This is a genomic window from Ningiella algicola, assembly GCF_028401415.2.
Classification (GTDB): Bacteria; Pseudomonadota; Gammaproteobacteria; order Enterobacterales; family Alteromonadaceae; genus Glaciecola.
The window spans coordinates 1,545,131-1,562,992 of the sequence record NZ_CP171821.2 but is presented as its reverse complement, the minus strand read 5'-3'; the positions used below and the strand labels follow the sequence as shown (position 1 = coordinate 1,562,992).

General features: G+C 45.2%; 17 protein-coding genes. 14 read left to right on the top strand and 3 right to left on the bottom strand.

The genetic code is table 11. The features are described 5' to 3' along the window. Positions 1–80 precede the first annotated feature (80 nt). The 4 genes from PN836_RS06880 to PN836_RS06865 all read left to right on the top strand — a co-directional run bounded on the left by PN836_RS06880 (position 81) and on the right by PN836_RS06865 (position 3,716). The gene (locus tag PN836_RS06880; protein WP_395344509.1) at positions 81–1,025 is read left to right on the top strand and encodes a heme/hemin ABC transporter substrate-binding protein; all 945 of its coding nucleotides are present in this window, start codon (positions 81–83) and stop codon (positions 1,023–1,025) included. 86 nt (positions 1,026–1,111) lie between these two features. Next, positions 1,112–2,164 carry a FecCD family ABC transporter permease gene (locus PN836_RS06875; RefSeq protein ID WP_395344508.1) on the top strand — a complete coding sequence of 351 codons (1,053 nt, stop codon included), beginning with the start codon at positions 1,112–1,114 and terminating at the stop codon, positions 2,162–2,164. Beyond that, a complete protein-coding gene (locus PN836_RS06870) occupies positions 2,157–2,960 on the top strand; it encodes an ATP-binding cassette domain-containing protein (RefSeq protein WP_395344507.1) in 804 nt (267 codons plus the stop codon). Before PN836_RS06875 ends, PN836_RS06870 begins: the two co-directional genes overlap by 8 nt. A 24-nt stretch (positions 2,961–2,984) precedes the next feature. Next, positions 2,985–3,716, top strand: coding sequence for a HugZ family protein (locus PN836_RS06865; protein WP_395344506.1), 732 nt, complete (start codon positions 2,985–2,987; stop codon positions 3,714–3,716). 139 nt (positions 3,717–3,855) lie between these two features. Here PN836_RS06865 and PN836_RS06860 read toward each other — a convergent pair whose 3' ends face one another. Continuing rightward, positions 3,856–3,945, bottom strand: a complete 90-nt coding sequence (locus PN836_RS06860) for a hypothetical protein (RefSeq protein ID WP_395344505.1) — start codon at positions 3,943–3,945, stop codon at positions 3,856–3,858. A gap of 141 nt (positions 3,946–4,086) precedes the next feature. Between PN836_RS06860 and PN836_RS06855 the strand changes: the two genes are divergently transcribed. Beyond that, complete coding sequence (locus PN836_RS06855; protein ID WP_395344504.1) at positions 4,087–5,226, top strand: alanine racemase; 1,140 nt, start codon at positions 4,087–4,089, stop codon at positions 5,224–5,226. 39 nt (positions 5,227–5,265) lie between these two features. Here the strand turns inward: PN836_RS06855 and PN836_RS06850 are convergent, their stop codons facing one another. Next, positions 5,266–5,748: a hypothetical protein gene (locus PN836_RS06850; RefSeq protein ID WP_395344503.1), complete on the bottom strand. Its 483-nt coding sequence runs from the start codon at positions 5,746–5,748 to the stop codon at positions 5,266–5,268. Between the two features lie 205 nt (positions 5,749–5,953). Here PN836_RS06850 and PN836_RS06845 point away from each other — a divergent pair, with 205 nt between their 5' ends. The 8 genes from PN836_RS06845 (at position 5,954) to PN836_RS06810 (ending at position 14,416) form a co-directional block, all read left to right on the top strand. Continuing rightward, complete coding sequence (locus PN836_RS06845) at positions 5,954–6,784, top strand: phytanoyl-CoA dioxygenase family protein (RefSeq protein WP_395344502.1); 831 nt, start codon at positions 5,954–5,956, stop codon at positions 6,782–6,784. 118 nt (positions 6,785–6,902) lie between these two features. Then, the gene (locus PN836_RS06840; protein WP_395344501.1) at positions 6,903–7,643 is read left to right on the top strand and encodes an ABC transporter ATP-binding protein; all 741 of its coding nucleotides are present in this window, start codon (positions 6,903–6,905) and stop codon (positions 7,641–7,643) included. Further along, positions 7,640–9,106, top strand: a complete 1,467-nt coding sequence (locus PN836_RS06835) for an ABC transporter permease (protein WP_395344500.1) — start codon at positions 7,640–7,642, stop codon at positions 9,104–9,106. The genes PN836_RS06840 and PN836_RS06835 overlap by 4 nt, the downstream gene beginning before the upstream one ends. Then, positions 9,103–10,368, top strand: a complete 1,266-nt coding sequence (locus PN836_RS06830; RefSeq protein WP_395344499.1) for a DUF3526 domain-containing protein — start codon at positions 9,103–9,105, stop codon at positions 10,366–10,368. The genes PN836_RS06835 and PN836_RS06830 overlap by 4 nt, the downstream gene beginning before the upstream one ends. A gap of 31 nt (positions 10,369–10,399) precedes the next feature. Next, positions 10,400–12,502, top strand: a complete 2,103-nt coding sequence (locus PN836_RS06825; protein ID WP_395344498.1) for a TonB-dependent siderophore receptor — start codon at positions 10,400–10,402, stop codon at positions 12,500–12,502. Positions 12,503–12,640: 138 nt separating this feature from the next. Then, complete coding sequence (locus PN836_RS06820; RefSeq protein ID WP_395344497.1) at positions 12,641–13,033, top strand: ribonucleotide reductase subunit alpha; 393 nt, start codon at positions 12,641–12,643, stop codon at positions 13,031–13,033. Positions 13,034–13,122: 89 nt separating this feature from the next. Next, entirely contained in the window at positions 13,123–13,674 is a 552-nt protein-coding gene (locus PN836_RS06815) for a hypothetical protein (protein WP_395344496.1), read from the top strand. A gap of 1 nt (position 13,675) precedes the next feature. Further along, positions 13,676–14,416, top strand: a complete 741-nt coding sequence (locus PN836_RS06810; protein ID WP_395344495.1) for an MBL fold metallo-hydrolase — start codon at positions 13,676–13,678, stop codon at positions 14,414–14,416. Between the two features lie 13 nt (positions 14,417–14,429). Here the strand turns inward: PN836_RS06810 and PN836_RS06805 are convergent, their stop codons facing one another. Further along, positions 14,430–16,235, bottom strand: a complete 1,806-nt coding sequence (locus PN836_RS06805) for a protein kinase domain-containing protein (RefSeq protein ID WP_395344494.1) — start codon at positions 16,233–16,235, stop codon at positions 14,430–14,432. Positions 16,236–16,623: 388 nt separating this feature from the next. Here PN836_RS06805 and PN836_RS06800 point away from each other — a divergent pair, with 388 nt between their 5' ends. Beyond that, on the top strand, positions 16,624–17,856 hold the full coding sequence (locus tag PN836_RS06800; protein WP_395345510.1) for an MFS transporter: 1,233 nt from the start codon (positions 16,624–16,626) through the stop codon (positions 17,854–17,856). Positions 17,857–17,862: the final 6 nt, after the last annotated feature.

Here is a 17,862-nt window from a genome sequence, read left to right as displayed (position 1 = left end):
GTCCACATTCAAGTGAGCTGAAACCGCTAGTAAGAAGCAACGCTTGCGTGAACTACCAATTCATAACAAGGCATAACGATATGTATTCAAGACTGATGAATTTCATTACTTTTTCTGTGGCTTTTGCACTGCAGTGCATCACTACAATGGCTAATAGTGCTTTCGCTAACGACACTCCAATATTGGTAAATGCTTTTAACTCAAATGACAATGTAAGAATTATTAGCGCCGGTGGCAGTATGACAGAGCTTTTATTTGCAATGGGAATGCAAAATTCTATTGTGGCCGTAGATACAAGCAGTAGCTTTCCAAAAGAAGTGCAAGATTTACCTAAAGTAGGTTATTACCGCCAACTTGGCACCGAGGGATTGTTAAGTCTTAAACCAACACATCTATTTGCAGCGAAAGGGGTAGGCCCGCGAGCGGTCGTTGATCAACTAAGAGCGATGGGCGTAGAGGTGGCTATTTTTGAGCAGAATCGAAGTGTAGAAGGTCTTACTCATTTGATTAGCGAGCTGGGTCACTACCTCAACAAAACTAAAGAAGCAGAAGCGCTGGTTAACAAATTAGCACGAGATATTGCCGCTTTACCGCAACTCGAAGCAAACATACGACTGGCATTTTTGATGTCGGTGAACGAACGAGGCATTACTGCAGCAGGGAGCAATACCGTCCCTAATCTCTTGCTAGAGCTGCTTGGACTTGAAAACCCTTTTATTAGTCTTGACGGTTTTAAACCTGTGTCAAGCGAAGCGTTGATTGCAAGCGCCACACAACAAGTATTTATGCCTGCCCACCAAACTCGAGGCCTGAGTCCACAAGAGCTGTGCGAGCTTCCCGCTTTAGCTAACTGGGCTCAGTTACAAGGGTGTAATGTCCACATTGTCGATTCGCTACTTTACTTAGGTTTGACGCCGCGGCTAGCAGATGCAGCGAGCGACATGGCAACCAAGGCGCAATTGCCATTAAGCAGGACTCACAATGCTAGCAGTTCATTGTCAGTTGCCACAACTGCCCAACCTTAATCCACTTATTAAACTTACAAAACTGACTTCAAATTATGCTTCAGGCCTCATTAAACGCCAAAAACAGAGAAAATATAGCTGAGCTTGTGAAATTAAAGCGAGCGCAGCATTTGCGATACATGGCAGCGCTTGTGGTTGCGCTGCCTATTGTCATTATTTGGTCGCTAAATAGCGGTGTGCTCGATATCAATTTAGCAGACTACTTAATACCAAACTTTACGAGTGACGGCGCAGATCACACAAGTTTTAATCAGGCGATCCTGTGGGAGATACGCCTGCCGCGAATTGTCATGACACTGGTGACTGGGGCGGGCTTGGCTTTATGTGGTGTGGTGCTACAAGCTTTATGCCGAAATCCGCTTGCAGATCCGGGGTTAATCGGCGTGTCGTCCGGCGCTGCGCTCTTTGCTGCCATGGGTTTTTACATGGCCAGTGTTGCCGCTTTACCGGCATGGTTACCCGACTTTATGTTGCAAGGGTTTATTTCAATGATGGCCGCTGTAGGGGCCTCACTTGCTTTAATCCTGCTCCTAAAAATAGCTTCATCTCATGCAGGTATTAATACCTTAATGCTGATACTAGCAGGCGTCGCCATAAACGCAGGTGCGGTTACCTTGTTAGGCTTTGTCAATTACCTTGCAGACGATGAAACCTTGCGCCAAATTACCTTTTGGACGCTGGGAAGTTATGCGGGCATTAATCTTCAAAAAGCCGTATTCGCATTGGTGGTGATTAGCGCTGCATATACGCTTTTTTATCGAAAAAGCCACGCAATGATGCTTATAAGCGCTAGCGAAAAACAAGCGCGTTATCAAGGTATAAACGTCCACAAAACAAAACGGCATTTGCTTTTGGTGGTCGCCTTGGTGGTTGCGGTGTCTGTTTGTTTTACAGGTATCGTCGGGTTCGTGGGTTTGGTGGTGCCGCATTTATGTCGTATGGCTATTAGCTCACACTTAAGGATACTGCTTCCCAGCAGTGCACTTGTTGGGGCAATGCTGGTTACTCTGGCAGATACCTTTGCCCGCACAGTGCTTGCCCCAGCCGAATTACCCATCGGGTTGCTCACCTCGCTCATTGGTGTGCCGTTTTTCTTGTATCTCATTGTCCGTGAAAAAAGGAGACTCTCTTTTGTTTGAGTGCCGCCACCTTCGCTTAGCTATTCGTCACAAGCGTCTGCTAAATGACATCTGCGTCAGCTTTGCTAGCAAGAAAATTACGGCGATTATTGGCGCAAACGGAGCAGGTAAATCTACCCTATTAAAGGCCTTGTTGGGTGAATATGCCGAGCTTTCAGGTGAAGTTAAATTTTCCGATAATCCGCTTGCGAGTTTTTCTCTTAAAAGCTTAGCAAAAACGCGTGCCTACGTCTCTCAGCACAATCAACCGTCGTTTAGCTTAGCGGTGTTTGAATACTTGCTGCTACCCCGAGAACTCTATGAAGAGTCAGCTCAAGACTCTCAAGCTATTGTGCAGATGGCTGCAGAACTGTTTGGCATTAAAGGTCTGTTAAGCCAAGACATCATGGCCCTTTCCGGTGGCGAGGCGCAGTTGGTAGAGTTTACGCGGGCTTATTTACAGCTTTACGATGGACACCGCTCCCAAAGCCTGCAAGGAAAATGCTTATTGCTAGATGAGCCAGCCAGCGCTTTAGACGTTAAACAAACCAGTCATCTGTATCGATATTTGCTGCAAATTTGTCAGCAAGGAGCAACGGTTATTCTCGTGGACCACGACATTAACGCAATGGCCGAAATTGCACACGATATTTTACTCATCAAGCAAGGCTATATCGTCGCTTTTGGGGCCAAAGATACGGTATTTACTCAAGCAAATTTGAACACCTGCTTTGATGTAAATGGCAGCTTCGCCGATTTGCATACAGCGCGTCAATCCCTCAGTCAGTCTATTTATCATGTCCCTATTTCCAACTAATTACATCCATAAACAGGAACGCATATGAGCAATAAACAACAACATATTCTTGATGCCAGACTTTTGCTTCGCCAAGAGCACAGCGGCGTGCTTGCAACAAACAGCCTATCGGTAAAAGGCTTTCCATTTGGTTCCGTTGTCCCTTTTTTAATGACCGAAGACGGTGACTTGGTGCTTTACGCGTCAGACATTGCGCAGCACTCTCGCAACATGAAGGCCGACGCAAAAGTCAGCCTTTGCGTTTATGATCACGCTAAGGACGACAGCCAGGCCAGTGCGCGCGTAACGGTTCTTGCGCACGCGCAGGCAGATGTTGTCAGTGAATCTCTTAAGAAACTCTATTTTAGCTTATTCGAGCAGGCAAAAAGCTATGTAAAAGCGCATGATTTTAGGTTTTATTTACTTAAAACCGAGCGAGTAAGATACATTGGCGGCTTTGGCGAGATATACTGGTTTAGTCGTAACGACTGGACTGCTAGGCTCGCTAAATTAAGCGAGCAGAGTGAAGGGGTTATTTCGCATATGCATGAGGACCATGGTGATGCACTAGCTGAAATTGTCACTGCGTTTACGCAGCATCGAGCTCAAGAAAATGAGGTAGAAATGCTAAGTTGCTTTGCAGAGGGGTTTCATGTCAGGTACAAAGGGCAAGTGCTTTACATAAGCTATAAACAGGCGGTAAATGCGCAATACGATGTGCGCAAAGCCATGGTGGATTTGACTAAAACTGCCAGAATCTCGCTCGCGATGACTTGAACAAGGCTAATAATCTGCAGCGCGGTAACCTGCGCTGCATCAATCAATCCAGTTGCACTATCGTTGCAGGCCTGCTAGCAGTAGCGTTCAGCTACTAATCACACACTTGCCCAGAGCATGAAGGCGTCTATGACGCATTTCACAGTTCGCTAAGGCTCAGGGAAAAGTAAGTATGGATGCTAAATTCAGGTTTGATATAGTGACAATTAGTATCAAACCACTTTGTCATTTCGCCTGAATGCAGAGCGAGTATGTGGTGAGCAGGTTAAATAGTGCGCATCAAAAAGCGAATCTATTTAGGCTCGTGAACCGTTTTGATAATTACAAATGTTTGGCTAAAACTCAGCTAACTTAGATGAAAGGTCGCATTATGCAATTACCGCACACTCCCGCACTTATCTTGGATGTTGCAAAAACAGCAAAAAACATCCAAACCGCAAGTTCTCGTGCAAAAGCGCTTGGAGTGCAACTTCGCCCCCATTTAAAAACGTGCAAGTCTGTGCCAGTGGCAAGACTGGCACTTGGTGCGAACTGGGACGGCGTTGCGGTATCAACAATTAATGAAGCAAAGCTCTTCTTCGAAGCCGGTATCAAGAACATTCGATATACGCCGCCTTTTGCGGCGGATAAATTGGGTCTGGTCGCGCCGTTAATACGCAACGGTTTGCATTTTGGGGTTTTGCTTGATCACATCAAATCCTTGAAGCTCCTATCAGAGCAAAGCGAAAGCTTGCAAGTCCCGGTGAAGGTATGTATTGAAATAGACTGTGACCAAAATCGAGGCGGCGTCATACCTTTAAGTGAGGAATTTTGGGCGATTTTTGACGATATTCAACAATCTGATTATTTGGAGTTTGACGGTATTTACAGCTATGCAGGTAAGACTTATTCGTTAGCCGATAAAAATGCACGAATGGCCTTAATTGAACATCATCGCTTGGTGTTACTTAAAACAAAAAACGCCATTGAGTCAAAAGGAGTCTATCGCTTTAATGTCGGCATGGGTTCATCGCCCGCGCTCCATGACGCTGCAAGTTTAGCGGGACTAACCGAGATATGCTGCGGCGTAAACATGTTTCAAGATCTGGCACAGGTGGGTGTAAATGCAGCCGATGTTGATGATATTTCTGTCAGCGTTTTAGCAAGCGTCGTTCAACATAAACAAGACAATGGACGCATATATATTGATGCCGGTGGATTAGCGCTCTCCCAGGATCGCAGTACCGCTGAGCAAGAAAAAGATTATGGATATGGCTTAGTTTGTAACGAAAAAGGCGAGCCCTTACTAGACGCCACGGTGATTGTGCAATCGGTCAGTCAAGAGCACGGATTAGTGATGCGTATAGATGGCTCACCCATGCCGCCCGATATACTAGCGGTGGGAAGCAAAGTGCGAGTATTACCCAATCATGTCTGTATGACGGTGTCTCACTACGACGAATATCACTTGCTAAATCAGCAAGGAATAACGAACGATAAGACCTGGCAAAGAACAAACGGCTGGCAGTGATAGTGGCATGCGTCCCTATCATTCGCTGTCAAGCTGAAATTAGTGAACAGTCATGCCCATCATTGCGGCACTTTTATTGCCGTTAGAGATGCCATGTGCAAGAAGCGATGCGCCCAACATATCTTTTCTTGCCTCAAGTAAGGCATTCGAGCAATGCCGAATAAAAGCCGCTTTGTTAGCATGAGTGCGGGACCGCGCTTCTTCCTCATCTAGCTTCCATCGAATCCGATTGAGCACAGAGCAGGCCTTGATTGGCCGCCCTATGCCTTGGTAAATAGCAGACAGCATGATGGTCAACGACGTGAGTTTACTTACCAACTGCGGAGAGGATTGTTCTTGGTCAAACAGAATTTCCGCACTTTCAAAAGCCGAGCCAACATAATCTTTTGCGTCTTGATAATCACCTTCTTTCATTAAGTTTTGTCCAAGGTCAATCATCTTTTGCAATTGCTTAAATGCAAGTAAGGGATTGCGAGACACCCAGTGGGCATGGCAGCTTGAAAGATATGAATAGATTTTCATGAATACTCCAAAAAGGCAGTTATATTTAATCTGTAATGCGAATGATTATCATTGACATTAGATGCATTATCGACTCAGGTCAATCATATTTTTGAGAGAACCCATTTCACACTTTCAAGAAACGAGCGATCAATCGTGATGGCATGCTTGAACAATATGATGACAACACTTATTCTTTTGGCTGGGTTTCTAAGCTTAAGCATGTATGTTGACAAGTGATCAGGTGGCGCAGTTTCAATCACACGGTTATGTGTGCTTTGAGGAGTTATTCAGTCTTAAGCAAATGGATCTGTTAAAACAAGCGGCCAATCGCATTGTCGATAATTTTGACCCTGCGTCCAGCCAGTCGATATTTTCTACCAAAAATGCAGATACCAATCGTGATGATTACTTTCTCACCTCAGGTGATAAAGTGCGCTGCTTTTTTGAAGAGGAAGCGTTCAATGACGACGGGGCACTGGGGCAGGATAAGCACCTCAGTATCAATAAAATTGGACATGCTTTGCATCAGCATGTCATGGAGTTTATTGCGTTTTCGCAACGACAAGAAATATCCAGTATTGCCAAAAATGTGGGGGTAATCGAGCCTGAAATTCGCCAGTCCATGTATATATTCAAGCAGCCAAAAATAGGCGGCGAAATACGTTGGCATCAAGATGCGACTTACTTTTTCACGCAGCCGCAATCGGTCATCACCTTCTGGTTAGCCGTGGAGGATGCAAATCTGACAAATGGCTGCTTACAAGTACACAAACACGGCGCTAACTTTCCACTAAAAGAACAGTTTACACGATACCCTGATGACTCAACTGAACTTGTGTCTTTATCAGATATTTCGTGGCCTGCCGACGATGCTGCAAAAGCACTCGAAGTATCCGCCGGTTCCTTAGTGGTATTTAATGGTGTACTGCCGCATTTCAGTGAAGCAAATCGTTCCAATAAATCCCGCCACGCCTTTACGCTTCATGTCACTTCTGCCAGAAGCGAGTATGCGCCCGAGAATTGGCTGCAAGCGGCACCTTTGCCAATTTCATAAGAATAGTAGCTAGTCTCTTAAGCATGAAAAACTCTTGTTTATACAAATCATGAGTTTGCGCTTGCCATAATATATCATTACACTATGGATGTTATATTATAACCCGCAAGGATGAAGTGTGTCAGACGTCACGCAAACGCAATACATGATTGAGTCAAAATCTCTCAGCGTCAAAATTAACGGCGCAACCATTCTAATAGACTTAAATTTTCAAGTAGCGAAAGGTGAAATATACGCCTTGCTTGGAGGAAATGGCGCGGGCAAATCTACTACGCTCAAGACCTTTTTAGGATTTAACAAACCTGCAAGCGGTAAAGCAATAATTGATGCTCATGAAGTTGGCGAAGCCATTGACGTCATCAGACGAAAAACGGCTTACCTACCAGAGAATGCGAGCTTGTATCCACACTTAAGCGCACGAGAAAACGTGGCGTATTTTTTGTCTCTTGCTGGTATTGAAAAGTCAAAAAAGGATATGGAACAAGCCTTTGAGAGAGTTGCCTTGCAAAAGAGCGCTTGGGACCGTCATTTAAATACTTACTCAAAAGGGATGCGCCAAAAAACAGCGATTGCGTTAGCCCTCCTAAGAGAGGCTCCAATATTTTTGCTTGATGAGCCAACATCCGGGTTAGATCCTGTTGCTATTGATGAGTTCAATCAACTTGTGCGAGAGCTTGCTGCATCTGGCGCCAGTATATTGATGGTAACGCACGATGTTTATGGGGCCTGCCAAGTCGCTAATCGTATCGGTTTACTGAGAAATGGTGAATTGGTTGGTGAGTTTGAAGCGCCCCAAAATGGAAAGATTGACACTGAGCAAGTCCATGCCGCGTTTGCCCAGAGGGCTCAACTAGCATGATTGCCAGTGCAAGTAACAATCACTCCCGTTTGCCTCATATGTGGAGCGTAGCAAAAGATGAATGGCGATATTGGTATCGTTCAAAAGTAGCGCTTGTCGTATTGATAATTGGCGTGGTGCTTAGCTTATCGTCCGTAGTGGTCACGGCGGTGAACATGCATGAGCTCAGCCATGAACGACAAAGTATGCAGAAGACATCTGAAGATGTGTTTATGGAACAGCCAGACAGACATCCACATCGAATGGTCCACTATGGACATTATGCGTTTAGAACCCCTTCACCTCTGAGTATGCTTGACCCAGGCGTCGATGCTTACACGGGCAACTCTATTTATTTAGAGGGACATCGTCAAAACAGTGCAATGTTCGCTGAACAAAAACAGAGCACAGGCTTAACAAAATTAGGCAGTTTATCGCCAGCTTTTGTGCTTCAGGTTTTAGCGCCCTTGCTTCTGATTCTAATTGGCTACAGCTCGATTAGTCGAGAGCGAGAATCGCAGACGCTTTCATTTTTGTCGGCTCAAGGCACATCCATCTTCACGCTAATTTTGGGTAAAGGATTAGCTTTGCTGTCTGTTGTTGGGCTCATTATGCTGCCTTTGCTCTTATCTGGCGTGTTCGCGATTTTTCAAGGCGAAGCAGCGAGTGTAGTGGTTTTCTTTTTAGTCTCCTACAGCCTGTATTTATTTGTGTGGGCGCTCTTGGTTTTACTATGCTCAACTGCGCTTTCAAAAAACAGCGAAAGCTTTACCGCATTGAGCTTTATGTGGATTTTGCTGTGTATTGCGATGCCGCGAATCGCAAGCACGACCGCGTCTGTATCCGCACCAGCACCAGGAAAGCTAGAGACAGATTTTGCCGTCATTGCCGAGTTACGCAAACTTGGCGACGGGCACAATGCAAACGACCCAGCATTTACACAGCTTCGGCAGTCGTTATTAGCACAATACGATGTTGAAACGGTAGAAGAGTTGCCCATTAACTTCAGAGGCGCCGTGGCAAGTGCGTCTGAGGCGGAATTAACAAAAGTGCTTAATCGATTTGCAGAGCAGCGCATGACCCAAGAGTTGGCGCAAACGCAGATTGCGCGCCTATTTGGGTGGTTATCTCCGCAAATTGCTATTCGCTCGCTTTCAATGATAAGTGCAGGCACCAGCATAGAAACACATCATCGCTTCATAAGAGAAACCGAAGACCTGCGTTTTAATTTTGTTCAGTCCCTGAATCAAGCGCACAAAGAGCAGCTTAGTTACATTGACGATATCAACCGGAATAACGGTGACGAGGCATGGCAGCGTGCGCGTGTGAGCTCAGCTAACTGGAAGGTCGTGGATGATTTTACATTCACTATCGATGATGCAAGCACTCGCTTATTTAAAAGCGTCAGTGCATTGGGGCAATTGCTTGTATGGATAGTGGCGCTAATATTGTTAATTCGCGCCGCAGGGGGGCATTCAGTATGATCTTCTCGCTCGTTCGAGAATGGCGTTTCATGCTTCGCCAGCGCTATGTAGTGGTTCTGCTATTGTGCAGTTTATTGGTATCTTTATTCTCCGTCATCACCGGATTAAGTGAGATTGACACCCAACGCCAGACCATAGAGCGCCTTAAACTTGCCGATCAAATTGACCGGGCAGAGGCACAAGCTAAGTATGATGATCCAGGATCATTGGCCTATTACAGTTTTCATCTTACCTATTCAGAACCCTCTAACTTAGCGTTTGCTGCACTAGGTGAGCGAGACGTTTATCCATGGAAGCACCGCATAAAAATGCTAGCGCTAGAAGGACAAATTTACGAAAGTGACGCACAAAACGCTGAACTTGCTCAATCGGGAAAAATCGATTTTACATTTGTGATAAGTGCGCTTTCTCCACTTATTCTGATTTTATTATTCCATGATTTAATAGCATCCGAGCGCTCAAGCGGCAGACACGATTTACTCATCACTACGACCAAGTCTTTTTATTCCCTGTGGGGCGCGAGAACCAGCGTGCGTTTTATCGCTGTGTCTATGTGCTTTCTTATTCCCTTCTATGTGGGGGCCATTATTAGCGATGCCGCGTTTGGCGACATACTCGCTGTCACGCTGTGGTGTATCTTATATTTTGCCTTTTGGACCGCCTTAAGCTTATACCTTGGTAAAAAGTCCAACAGCGCCCCCAAAATTGCGTCAGGCCTAATCGGATTGTGGGTGCTATTAACCTTTGTCCTCCCCGTTTTAGGTGACTTAGCGATAAAGCAATCCGTTCATGGGCCGCAAGGTGGCGACATATTGCTACTTCAGCGTGAAACCGTAAACGACGCATGGGACTTGCCGGTCCAGACCACAATGGATGCTTTTTTTGCCAGCCACCCGCAATACGAAGAGTATGTGGTAGATGAGCAGGCCTTCGATTGGATGTGGTACTACGCCTTTCAGCAAGTTGGTGACCAGGTTGCATTGCCGCTTGCCAAAGAATACGCAGACGTGACCTTACTTAAACATCGCCTGGCGGGCTACGTTTCTCTAGTTTCACCGCCGCTATTAATCCAGAGAAAGATGAGCAATCTTGCTGACACAGACGTGCTGGCTGCACAAGCCTACGAACAGCAAATTCGTGCGTTTCATGCCTCGCTTCGCATGTTTTATTACCCATGGCTTACCGATAAAGACGCTTACGACAAATCATATTTAAATGACTTGCCGCGCTTTGAACAAACAAAACAAAGCGGCTCCAATTAAACACTAAATACTTATAAAAAGGTTCAATACCATGTTACACAAAAAGGGATGTATACCCACCTATTTGGCCGCACTTATCGGCGCTTCTTTTGCATTTCCCGCGCTTTCAAATCCGGTTCAAGGCCTTGAAGCTGGCGCAGAAGATGTGGAACGGGTCGAAGTCATTGGTGCACGTCAAGCGTATCGTGGCAACTTTTCGACGCTTGAAACGCCTCAGTCAGAGCTGGTGATTAGCTCTGATGTGTTAATCGATGCGGGCGCATTTGACTTATCGCAAGCGCTCGATCTTTCAAGTTCTGTTGCCCGTCAAAATAACTTCGGTGGCTTGTGGAACAGCTTTGCGGTTCGCGGTTTTGTGGGAGATGAAAACTTGCCGAGCAACTATTTGGTAAATGGCTTTAACGCCGGACGCGGTTTTGGTGGAGCGCGTGATTTATCGGGTATTGAATCAGTTGAGGTATTAAAAGGCCCCCGAGCAGCAATTTTCGGTCGGGGTGAGCCCGGCGGCACAATTAATTTGGTAACCAAACGCCCAACTTTTGATAAAGAAGGAAACATCCGTGTACTAGCGGGTAGCTTTGATACTTACCGTGTTGATTTAGACTACACAACGCCAATATCCGATGATATAGCGGTCCGCTTCGTTGGTTACTATGAGGATGCCGAGAGTTTCAGAGATACTATAGAAACCAAACGTCGAGCGATGAGTCCGTCAATAGCGTGGCAAATTGATGATAAAAGCCAGTTAGTCTATGAACTTGAGTATAGTCGCCAAGAAGTGCCCTTTGACAGAGGCGTTATTGCTATTGACGGCGTTCTCGGATTAATTCCAGAAAGTCGTTTTTTAGGAGAGCCCGGTGAGGGACCTATGGAAGCAGATGTATTAGGCCATCAACTTGAGTATCAGCACGACTTTAATGACAACTGGAGCGCGCTAGTGGGGGTCAATTATCGTGACACGTCCTTAGAAGGTTCGGCAACTGAAACGGGCTTTGGTGATGTGATAGACGGTGAAATTAATCGCTTTAGACGAACACGCGACTATGATGCCACGTATCAAGTGTTTCGTGCAGAGCTAACCGGGGAATTTGAGCTTGCGGGTTTAGCACATCGTCTCATTGTTGGGATAGATTCGGATGAATTCGAAAACGACCAAGTGTTTTTGCGGGTGCGCGGTGATCAATTTATCAACGTATTTAACCCTGTATACGGCGCATACCCGCTTCCCACACCTGGCCCGAACACTGACCGTGTGGAAACCCAAGAATCGCTAGGTGTATTCATTCAAGATCAAATCAGCATTACTGACAAACTCGATATTCGTATTGGTGCTAGGTTTGATGACTATGAGCAAGAACTTATTAACCGACGCTCAGACACCACAGCTACCCAAACAGAAAGCCGTGTAAGCCCTCAGTTTGGCATTGTGTATCAAACAACAGATACCTTGTCGCTTTATGCTGCATATGGCGAAAATTTCCGTCCCTTATCGGGTAACGACGCTGACGGAAACGGATTTGAACCCAACCAATCAAGCTCTATGGAAGCGGGTATCAAATTCACGTTAAACGATGGAAATCTGACAGGTACCGTTGCTCTTTTCAGGGTGGAGCAAGAAAACCTGCTGGTGGTTGATGACCCTACCGCCTTTACCAGCGCGGCAATTGGCGAAGCTGAAAGCCAAGGTATAGAGATTGACCTAAACGGAGAAATTGGCGACGGATTAATGCTATGGGCTTCGTACTCTTACGTAGATGCGCAAACTGAAAACGCTTTTTTCGATGCCAACTTTGGTTTTACCGTAGAAGCTGGGAGCCCATTACTCAACATTCCTGAGCATCAGTTAAGCCTGCAGCTAGTTAAAGAGAGCGAACTGTCAGGCAGACCTTTCGAGTATGGCGGAGGCGTCGTTTATGTAGGCGATAGAAATGGTTTCTTCGGTACCGATTTTGAGCTGCCAAGTTATACATTGGCTCGCGCATTCGTCAACTACGAGATAAGTGAGTCATTATCTGTGCGAGGCGAACTAGAAAACTTGTTTGATGAGACTTACTACTTAAACTCATTTGCAGATGTATGGGTGCAGCCGGGCGCCCCGCGCAACTTTAGGGTGTCTGCAACTTATCGTTTCTAAATGCTTCAAGTATTCGCAATTCTTATCGTAAGTAAGCTTATACCCATTAAGAGGTATAAGCTTACCCCTTAGTCATTATTCACATACGCGGATAAACCGAATACTCTAGAGCTTGGTATTTTTCTAAGGCTTTCTCAAATGATTTCAATGTTCAGTGATTTGCTAGAAATGGCGAATGAGCAACCCGACCCGCAGCGCTTGTTGTTTTTATTTGCGTCTGCCGAGGCGACAAAAAAAAGTGCAAAACGCGATGACAAAAAAGGCACCATATCACCTGTTATGGTGGTCGATAAACTACCGGAAGAGGTCCCAAGTTTCGGCGCACTCAGTAAAGAAGCTGACAGCATCAATAAACACTGGGACTTTGTGTTTATTGCTAGTTTAAGTGGTGACAATAAAACCCCACCAAGCAGTGACGACGCCGAGCCTTACCTCAATAGAATGACTGAAGACGTTAGCACTGGGCAAAATATTCGTCGTTATGTGGTATTCGACCGACAAGAAAATCCAATCGAGTTATTGGCGAGTTAAGCTTTATCACGTCGGTTATCCAAACACATTCCACTCAGCATTTCGTTATTGCTGCAATTATTGCAGCAGAGCTAGATAAGGCGAAGGTCGTGGCTAAAGAGATTTCTTTGGCATCTAACAATGCAGCCGTACTTGCTGTTAGAGCAGGAAGCGATGCAGCTGGTTTTGGGGCGCTAGCAGAGTTTTTGGACCAACTGGCGCGCAAAACTATCCACGCTTCAGATGCGATAAACAAACAAGCGATGGTCATTAGTAAACTGACATCGACAGTCGTCAAAACCCAAACTGCGCAACAACACTTCGAACGGGCCTTTGACAAAGGTGAGGGTGCTGAATACCTCGACAGTTTGCAAACAAAATATTCTGATATCAAAAACGAAGTCACTAACGAGACAGAGCATATCGAGAGCCTTGTTCGTCACTTAGTCAGGGAGCTTGAGGATTTAAAACAAGAGCTTGAAGTAGGCAAAGTGTTGGCATCAATGTCACTTGTTGAAGCCTCGCAAGCAGATAAAGCGTATACAAATCAACTTAGCGATAATGCAAACAATATATCAAGCGCCATTAATCGCATTGAATCAAATGTAGGGCGCGCGCTTAAGCTAATTGCGACAGGCCGATCACGCGGAGCGAAAATCTAAGATGCAAAGTAAAACAATTTATTCTAAGCACAATCACGAATGGATTGTGTTTGGTCGTGACCCAGACAAACCCAATAGTGTTATAGATACCAATCAATACATGATTAAAACGCAAAACCATGGATTCTTGATGGATCCAGGTGGTATCGAGCTATTTGCGCCAATGTTGGCAAGTGTGGTGCGAGAGGTCCCGATTGAAAACATTACGCAAGTGTTTGCGTCGCATCAAGACCCAGACATTATTTCTTCATTAGGATTGTGGGATAAAGCTCTTACCAATGCGACTTTACACTCACCGCAGATTTGGGAAGGGTTTTTACGCCACTTTGGAATGGATAAAATGGCATTTAATGGTATTCCTGATAGCGGTGGAAGGTTGCAGCTTGATCATATTGAAGTCGAGTTTATTCCTGCTCATTACTTGCATTCTTCTGGTAATTTTAATGTTTATGACGCCCAAGCTAAAATCTTAATGAGCGGAGACGTTGGCGCGGCCATAGAGGGGCACGATGCACCCATGGAAGTCGAGGACTTTGACGCTCATATCCCCTTAATGGAAGGTTTTCATAAATGCTGGATGCCTTCAAATCGCGCAAAAAATGACTGGGTTGAGCGCATCAGTAAACTGGAAATCGATATGATGTGTCCTCAACATGGCCGTATCTTCACCGGTGACAACATCAAACGCTTTTTAGACTGGTTTGCGCAGCTTGAAGTGGGAACAGCAGTACAGTCAGGCTAGGCATGGGCTAAACTCAAGTGTTGGCCGAAAACAAAACGACCACAATAATCAACATTAATATCCAAAACGCAGACATCATCTGCCAAAACATCAGTCCTTTGTTGCTTTCTATAACCGGGTCGTCTTTTAAAAACTTTGGGTTAGGATGGGTAAGGTCGCGGACAAAGTCATCTAAAAGGTGATAGCGATTGTCCAGTTTTAAGCTCACGCCTTTCTCAAGCGCTCGGTCAAACCAAAGCGGTACAACCGGGTTGTAATTACTGGCTGGGATGTAGCGCAGTTTATCGAAGTCATCCATTGCTTCGCACTTTTCGATTTTCTCCCCATAGGGAAGCTGTCCAGTAAACAGCTCATAGCTAATGGTCGCGAGCGCATATATATCTCCCTGCACGCCGGTGTTTCGGCCATGCAAATAATAAGGATCGGAATAGGTAGCGGTGCCAAGCGCGCCCGTATGTTCAATAGGCGTAAAAATTTCTGCAATACCTGCCACAAACACCGAACCAAAATCGATCACCTTTACATGCCGTTTATCATCAATCATGATGTTGGCTGGTTTTAAATCCTGATGGATTGTTTCTGCCTCATGTAATGCGCTTAACGCTTTCGCGATTTGTTTGACAATATCAATCGCGTTTTTGGGCGAGGGAAGTGGATTTTGCAGCATCCATTTGTCGAGCGATATACCCGGCACTCTTTCCATCAAATAGTAAAGAAATGTCCGTTCTCGATTTTGTGTGATAATTTTGACCGTATGAGGACTTTTAATGCGTTTTCCAATCCACTCCTCTTGAATGAAACGATCGATGTAATGCACGTCGTCTTGGTAGTTAATTGAGGGAGTTTTCATGATGAGCGTATTATCACTTTCGCTATCTTTAACCAAATAGACTTGGCTGCGAGTGCTGGCAAATAGTTCTTCAATAATTTCGTAGCCATCAACCTTCATCCCAGGTGCTAAATCGGGAGGAAAGGGAAGGCGAGTTAGCTTTGAATTGAAGTCGTCTCTGCTTTCATGGGGTAAAGAGACGATATTAGCCAATACGCAACTTATGTTGTCGTCACTGCCTTTGTTTGCCGCTAAGTCACCAAGCCTTTGGCAGATAGTGTCAAGCGATTGAGCTGAGTTTGATTCGGCATCTTGCTGCTGTGATGCTTCACAGGGCTGTGTGCCTGAAATGACTTGAAGTATTTCATCTTCACTCAAAAAGTCATGCACGCCATCGGTGGTTAACAATAGCTGATCGCTCTCATTAAGGACAAGTTTGCCAAAGTCGATTTGTAGTACGTTATCCATGCCTACTGCGCGTGACAGAATATTTTTGCCCCCACCAATATTTACGGTATGGTCTCGGGTAATTTTCTTCATCACCTTTTTACCCTTGTCATCTTTGCAAATGTGATAGAGACGTGAGTCACCTGCGTGGAAAAAATATGCGGTGCAGGATTTCACGATTACACCAATAAAAGTGCAAAGAAAGCCCTTTTCCTGAGAACTGAATTCGTGACTTTTTTTGAAGAGGTTTAAATTAATTGACGACAGCGTTTTTTGACCCGCTTGTTTGACTGACCACGTGTCAGGTGTAGTGAAGTATTCTTCTATGAATTTGCTTACTGCGTATTCACTTGCCTGTTTACCAGCCTCTGCGCTGCTCACGCCATCGGCAATAGCAAGCGCTACACCTTTATTAACGAGCGCATGTTCATGCTCTGGTTGGTGCGCGCCAGCCGCATCTTCGTTTATGGTCTTGATACCCGCGATGGAGTATTGACCAATGACTAGATTTAGCGCGCGCGATGTTGAACCGTCATATGCCATTAAAATTATCTCGTCTAAAGTCGTATAGGCAAAGCGCTGAAAACACGATAAAACTGAACGCTTCGTTAATACAACTAGAATCTCTTAGATATCATGACATGCTTTGCTTCTCGGGTTTAGCACTAATGCAAGCTTTAGAGTCACAGAAAGAAGCATGTAAATGACCCTACACTATTTGTGGGTATACCGATGCTCATCTCTATAGCCTGAAAAACAGGGAGCATATACCACCTTGTGGGTACTAATTATCGCCCTCTTTGGTCAAGGTGACTAGTTGGGGATATGGCGAAGATAAATACAAGGCTTTATATTGCAAATATGAGCCAAAAAATAAGACACAACATTGGATAACGCGATTAAACAGCGCAAGTCAACCATCGCACTGGTCATGGCAACCATCATATTTGCTGTGAATTTCTCAGTGTGGACGCTGTATTCAGTGATTGGTATCGAATTAAAGTCCAGCCTGAATCTTTCCAGTACCGAGTTTGGCTTGTTGCTCTCAGCTCCCATATTAACTGGCGCAATATTGAGACTGCCAGTTGGAGTGCTTTGCGAGCTTTATTCAACAAAAGCTTTGTTAATTTGGCAGATGCTTATTTTACTGCCTGCGCTCTATTTTTTACCTAATGTTGAAAGCTACTTAGCTTATGTGCTAGTTGGTCTTATTCTCGGTATTTCAGGCGTCTCCTTCACCATCGGCATTCGCTACATCAGCGACTGGTTCGATTCCAGCGAGCAGGGTACGGCGATGGGTGTATTTGGGGCAGGAAATGCGGGTGCGGCATTAAGCCTTATACTCGTACCTTACATCAGGGATATTTGGGGGCTAGACTACATTGGCTTATTTTACAGTGTAATGGTCTTGTGCGCCTGCATATTATTTGCAGTCATTGCGCCTAAAACGCCTCTATATTTGAGCGCTAAAACCCCGAAAAACATAAGTTTCTATTTAAAACCACTTAAGCACCCAAAGGTATGGCGTTTTGGCTTATATTACTATTTTGTGTTTGGCAGCTTTTTGGCGCTCATATTATGGCTACCGCAGTATTACGTTAATGCCTATAAACTCAGCTTCAATCAAGCGATGATTCTCACGCTTTTATTCGTCATTAGTTCTAGTATGGCGAGAGCAGCAGGAGGTTGGTTTGCTGATAAGTTTGGTGCTCGAAATATCAATTGGGGGGTGTTTTGGATTTGTATCGTATGTTTATTTTTCTTAAGCTACCCGCCCACCACTATGACTATCCACGGCGTTGAAAAGGATGTTGAACTAAACATCGAGCTCAACGTGTGGCTATTTACCTTGTTACTACTCATTATTGGGCTGGCTCAGGGGTTTGGCCGAGCTAGTGTATTTAAACTCATTAATGACTACTACCCCCAACAAATGGGTAGCGTCGGCGGTATGGTTGCCATGCTTGGGGCGCTTGGCGGATGTACTCTCCCTGTTTTATTTGGCGCCGCCGTTGATGTGGTAGGCGTTCACAGTGCTTGTTTTATGTTGCTCTATGGGGTGCTTGCGGTTTGCATGCTGCTGATGCATTTTGCGATTAAACGTGAGCGTTACAATCAGCGAGTAATAAATGCCCAGCAACACAATTTCTTGGAAATGGATTAGCCGCTT

Excerpts from the sequence above, each read along its gene's own strand:
- PN836_RS06850 (WP_395344503.1), bottom strand. The coding sequence starts at position 5,748 with ATGAAAATCTATTCATATCTTTCAAGCTGCCATGCCCACTGGGTGTCT.
- PN836_RS06800 (WP_395345510.1), top strand. The coding sequence starts at position 16,624 with ATGGCAACCATCATATTTGCTGTGAATTTCTCAGTGTGGACGCTGTAT.
- PN836_RS06820 (WP_395344497.1), top strand. The coding sequence starts at position 12,641 with ATGATTTCAATGTTCAGTGATTTGCTAGAAATGGCGAATGAGCAACCC.
- PN836_RS06805 (WP_395344494.1), bottom strand. The coding sequence starts at position 16,235 with ATGGCATATGACGGTTCAACATCGCGCGCGCTAAATCTAGTCATTGGT.
- PN836_RS06845 (WP_395344502.1), top strand. The coding sequence starts at position 5,954 with ATGTTGACAAGTGATCAGGTGGCGCAGTTTCAATCACACGGTTATGTG.
- PN836_RS06810 (WP_395344495.1), top strand. The coding sequence starts at position 13,676 with ATGCAAAGTAAAACAATTTATTCTAAGCACAATCACGAATGGATTGTG.
- PN836_RS06855 (WP_395344504.1), top strand. The coding sequence starts at position 4,087 with ATGCAATTACCGCACACTCCCGCACTTATCTTGGATGTTGCAAAAACA.
- PN836_RS06825 (WP_395344498.1), top strand. The coding sequence starts at position 10,400 with ATGTTACACAAAAAGGGATGTATACCCACCTATTTGGCCGCACTTATC.
- PN836_RS06835 (WP_395344500.1), top strand. The coding sequence starts at position 7,640 with ATGATTGCCAGTGCAAGTAACAATCACTCCCGTTTGCCTCATATGTGG.
- PN836_RS06830 (WP_395344499.1), top strand. The coding sequence starts at position 9,103 with ATGATCTTCTCGCTCGTTCGAGAATGGCGTTTCATGCTTCGCCAGCGC.
- PN836_RS06865 (WP_395344506.1), top strand. The coding sequence starts at position 2,985 with ATGAGCAATAAACAACAACATATTCTTGATGCCAGACTTTTGCTTCGC.
- PN836_RS06860 (WP_395344505.1), bottom strand. The coding sequence starts at position 3,945 with ATGACAAAGTGGTTTGATACTAATTGTCACTATATCAAACCTGAATTT.
- PN836_RS06880 (WP_395344509.1), top strand. The coding sequence starts at position 81 with ATGTATTCAAGACTGATGAATTTCATTACTTTTTCTGTGGCTTTTGCA.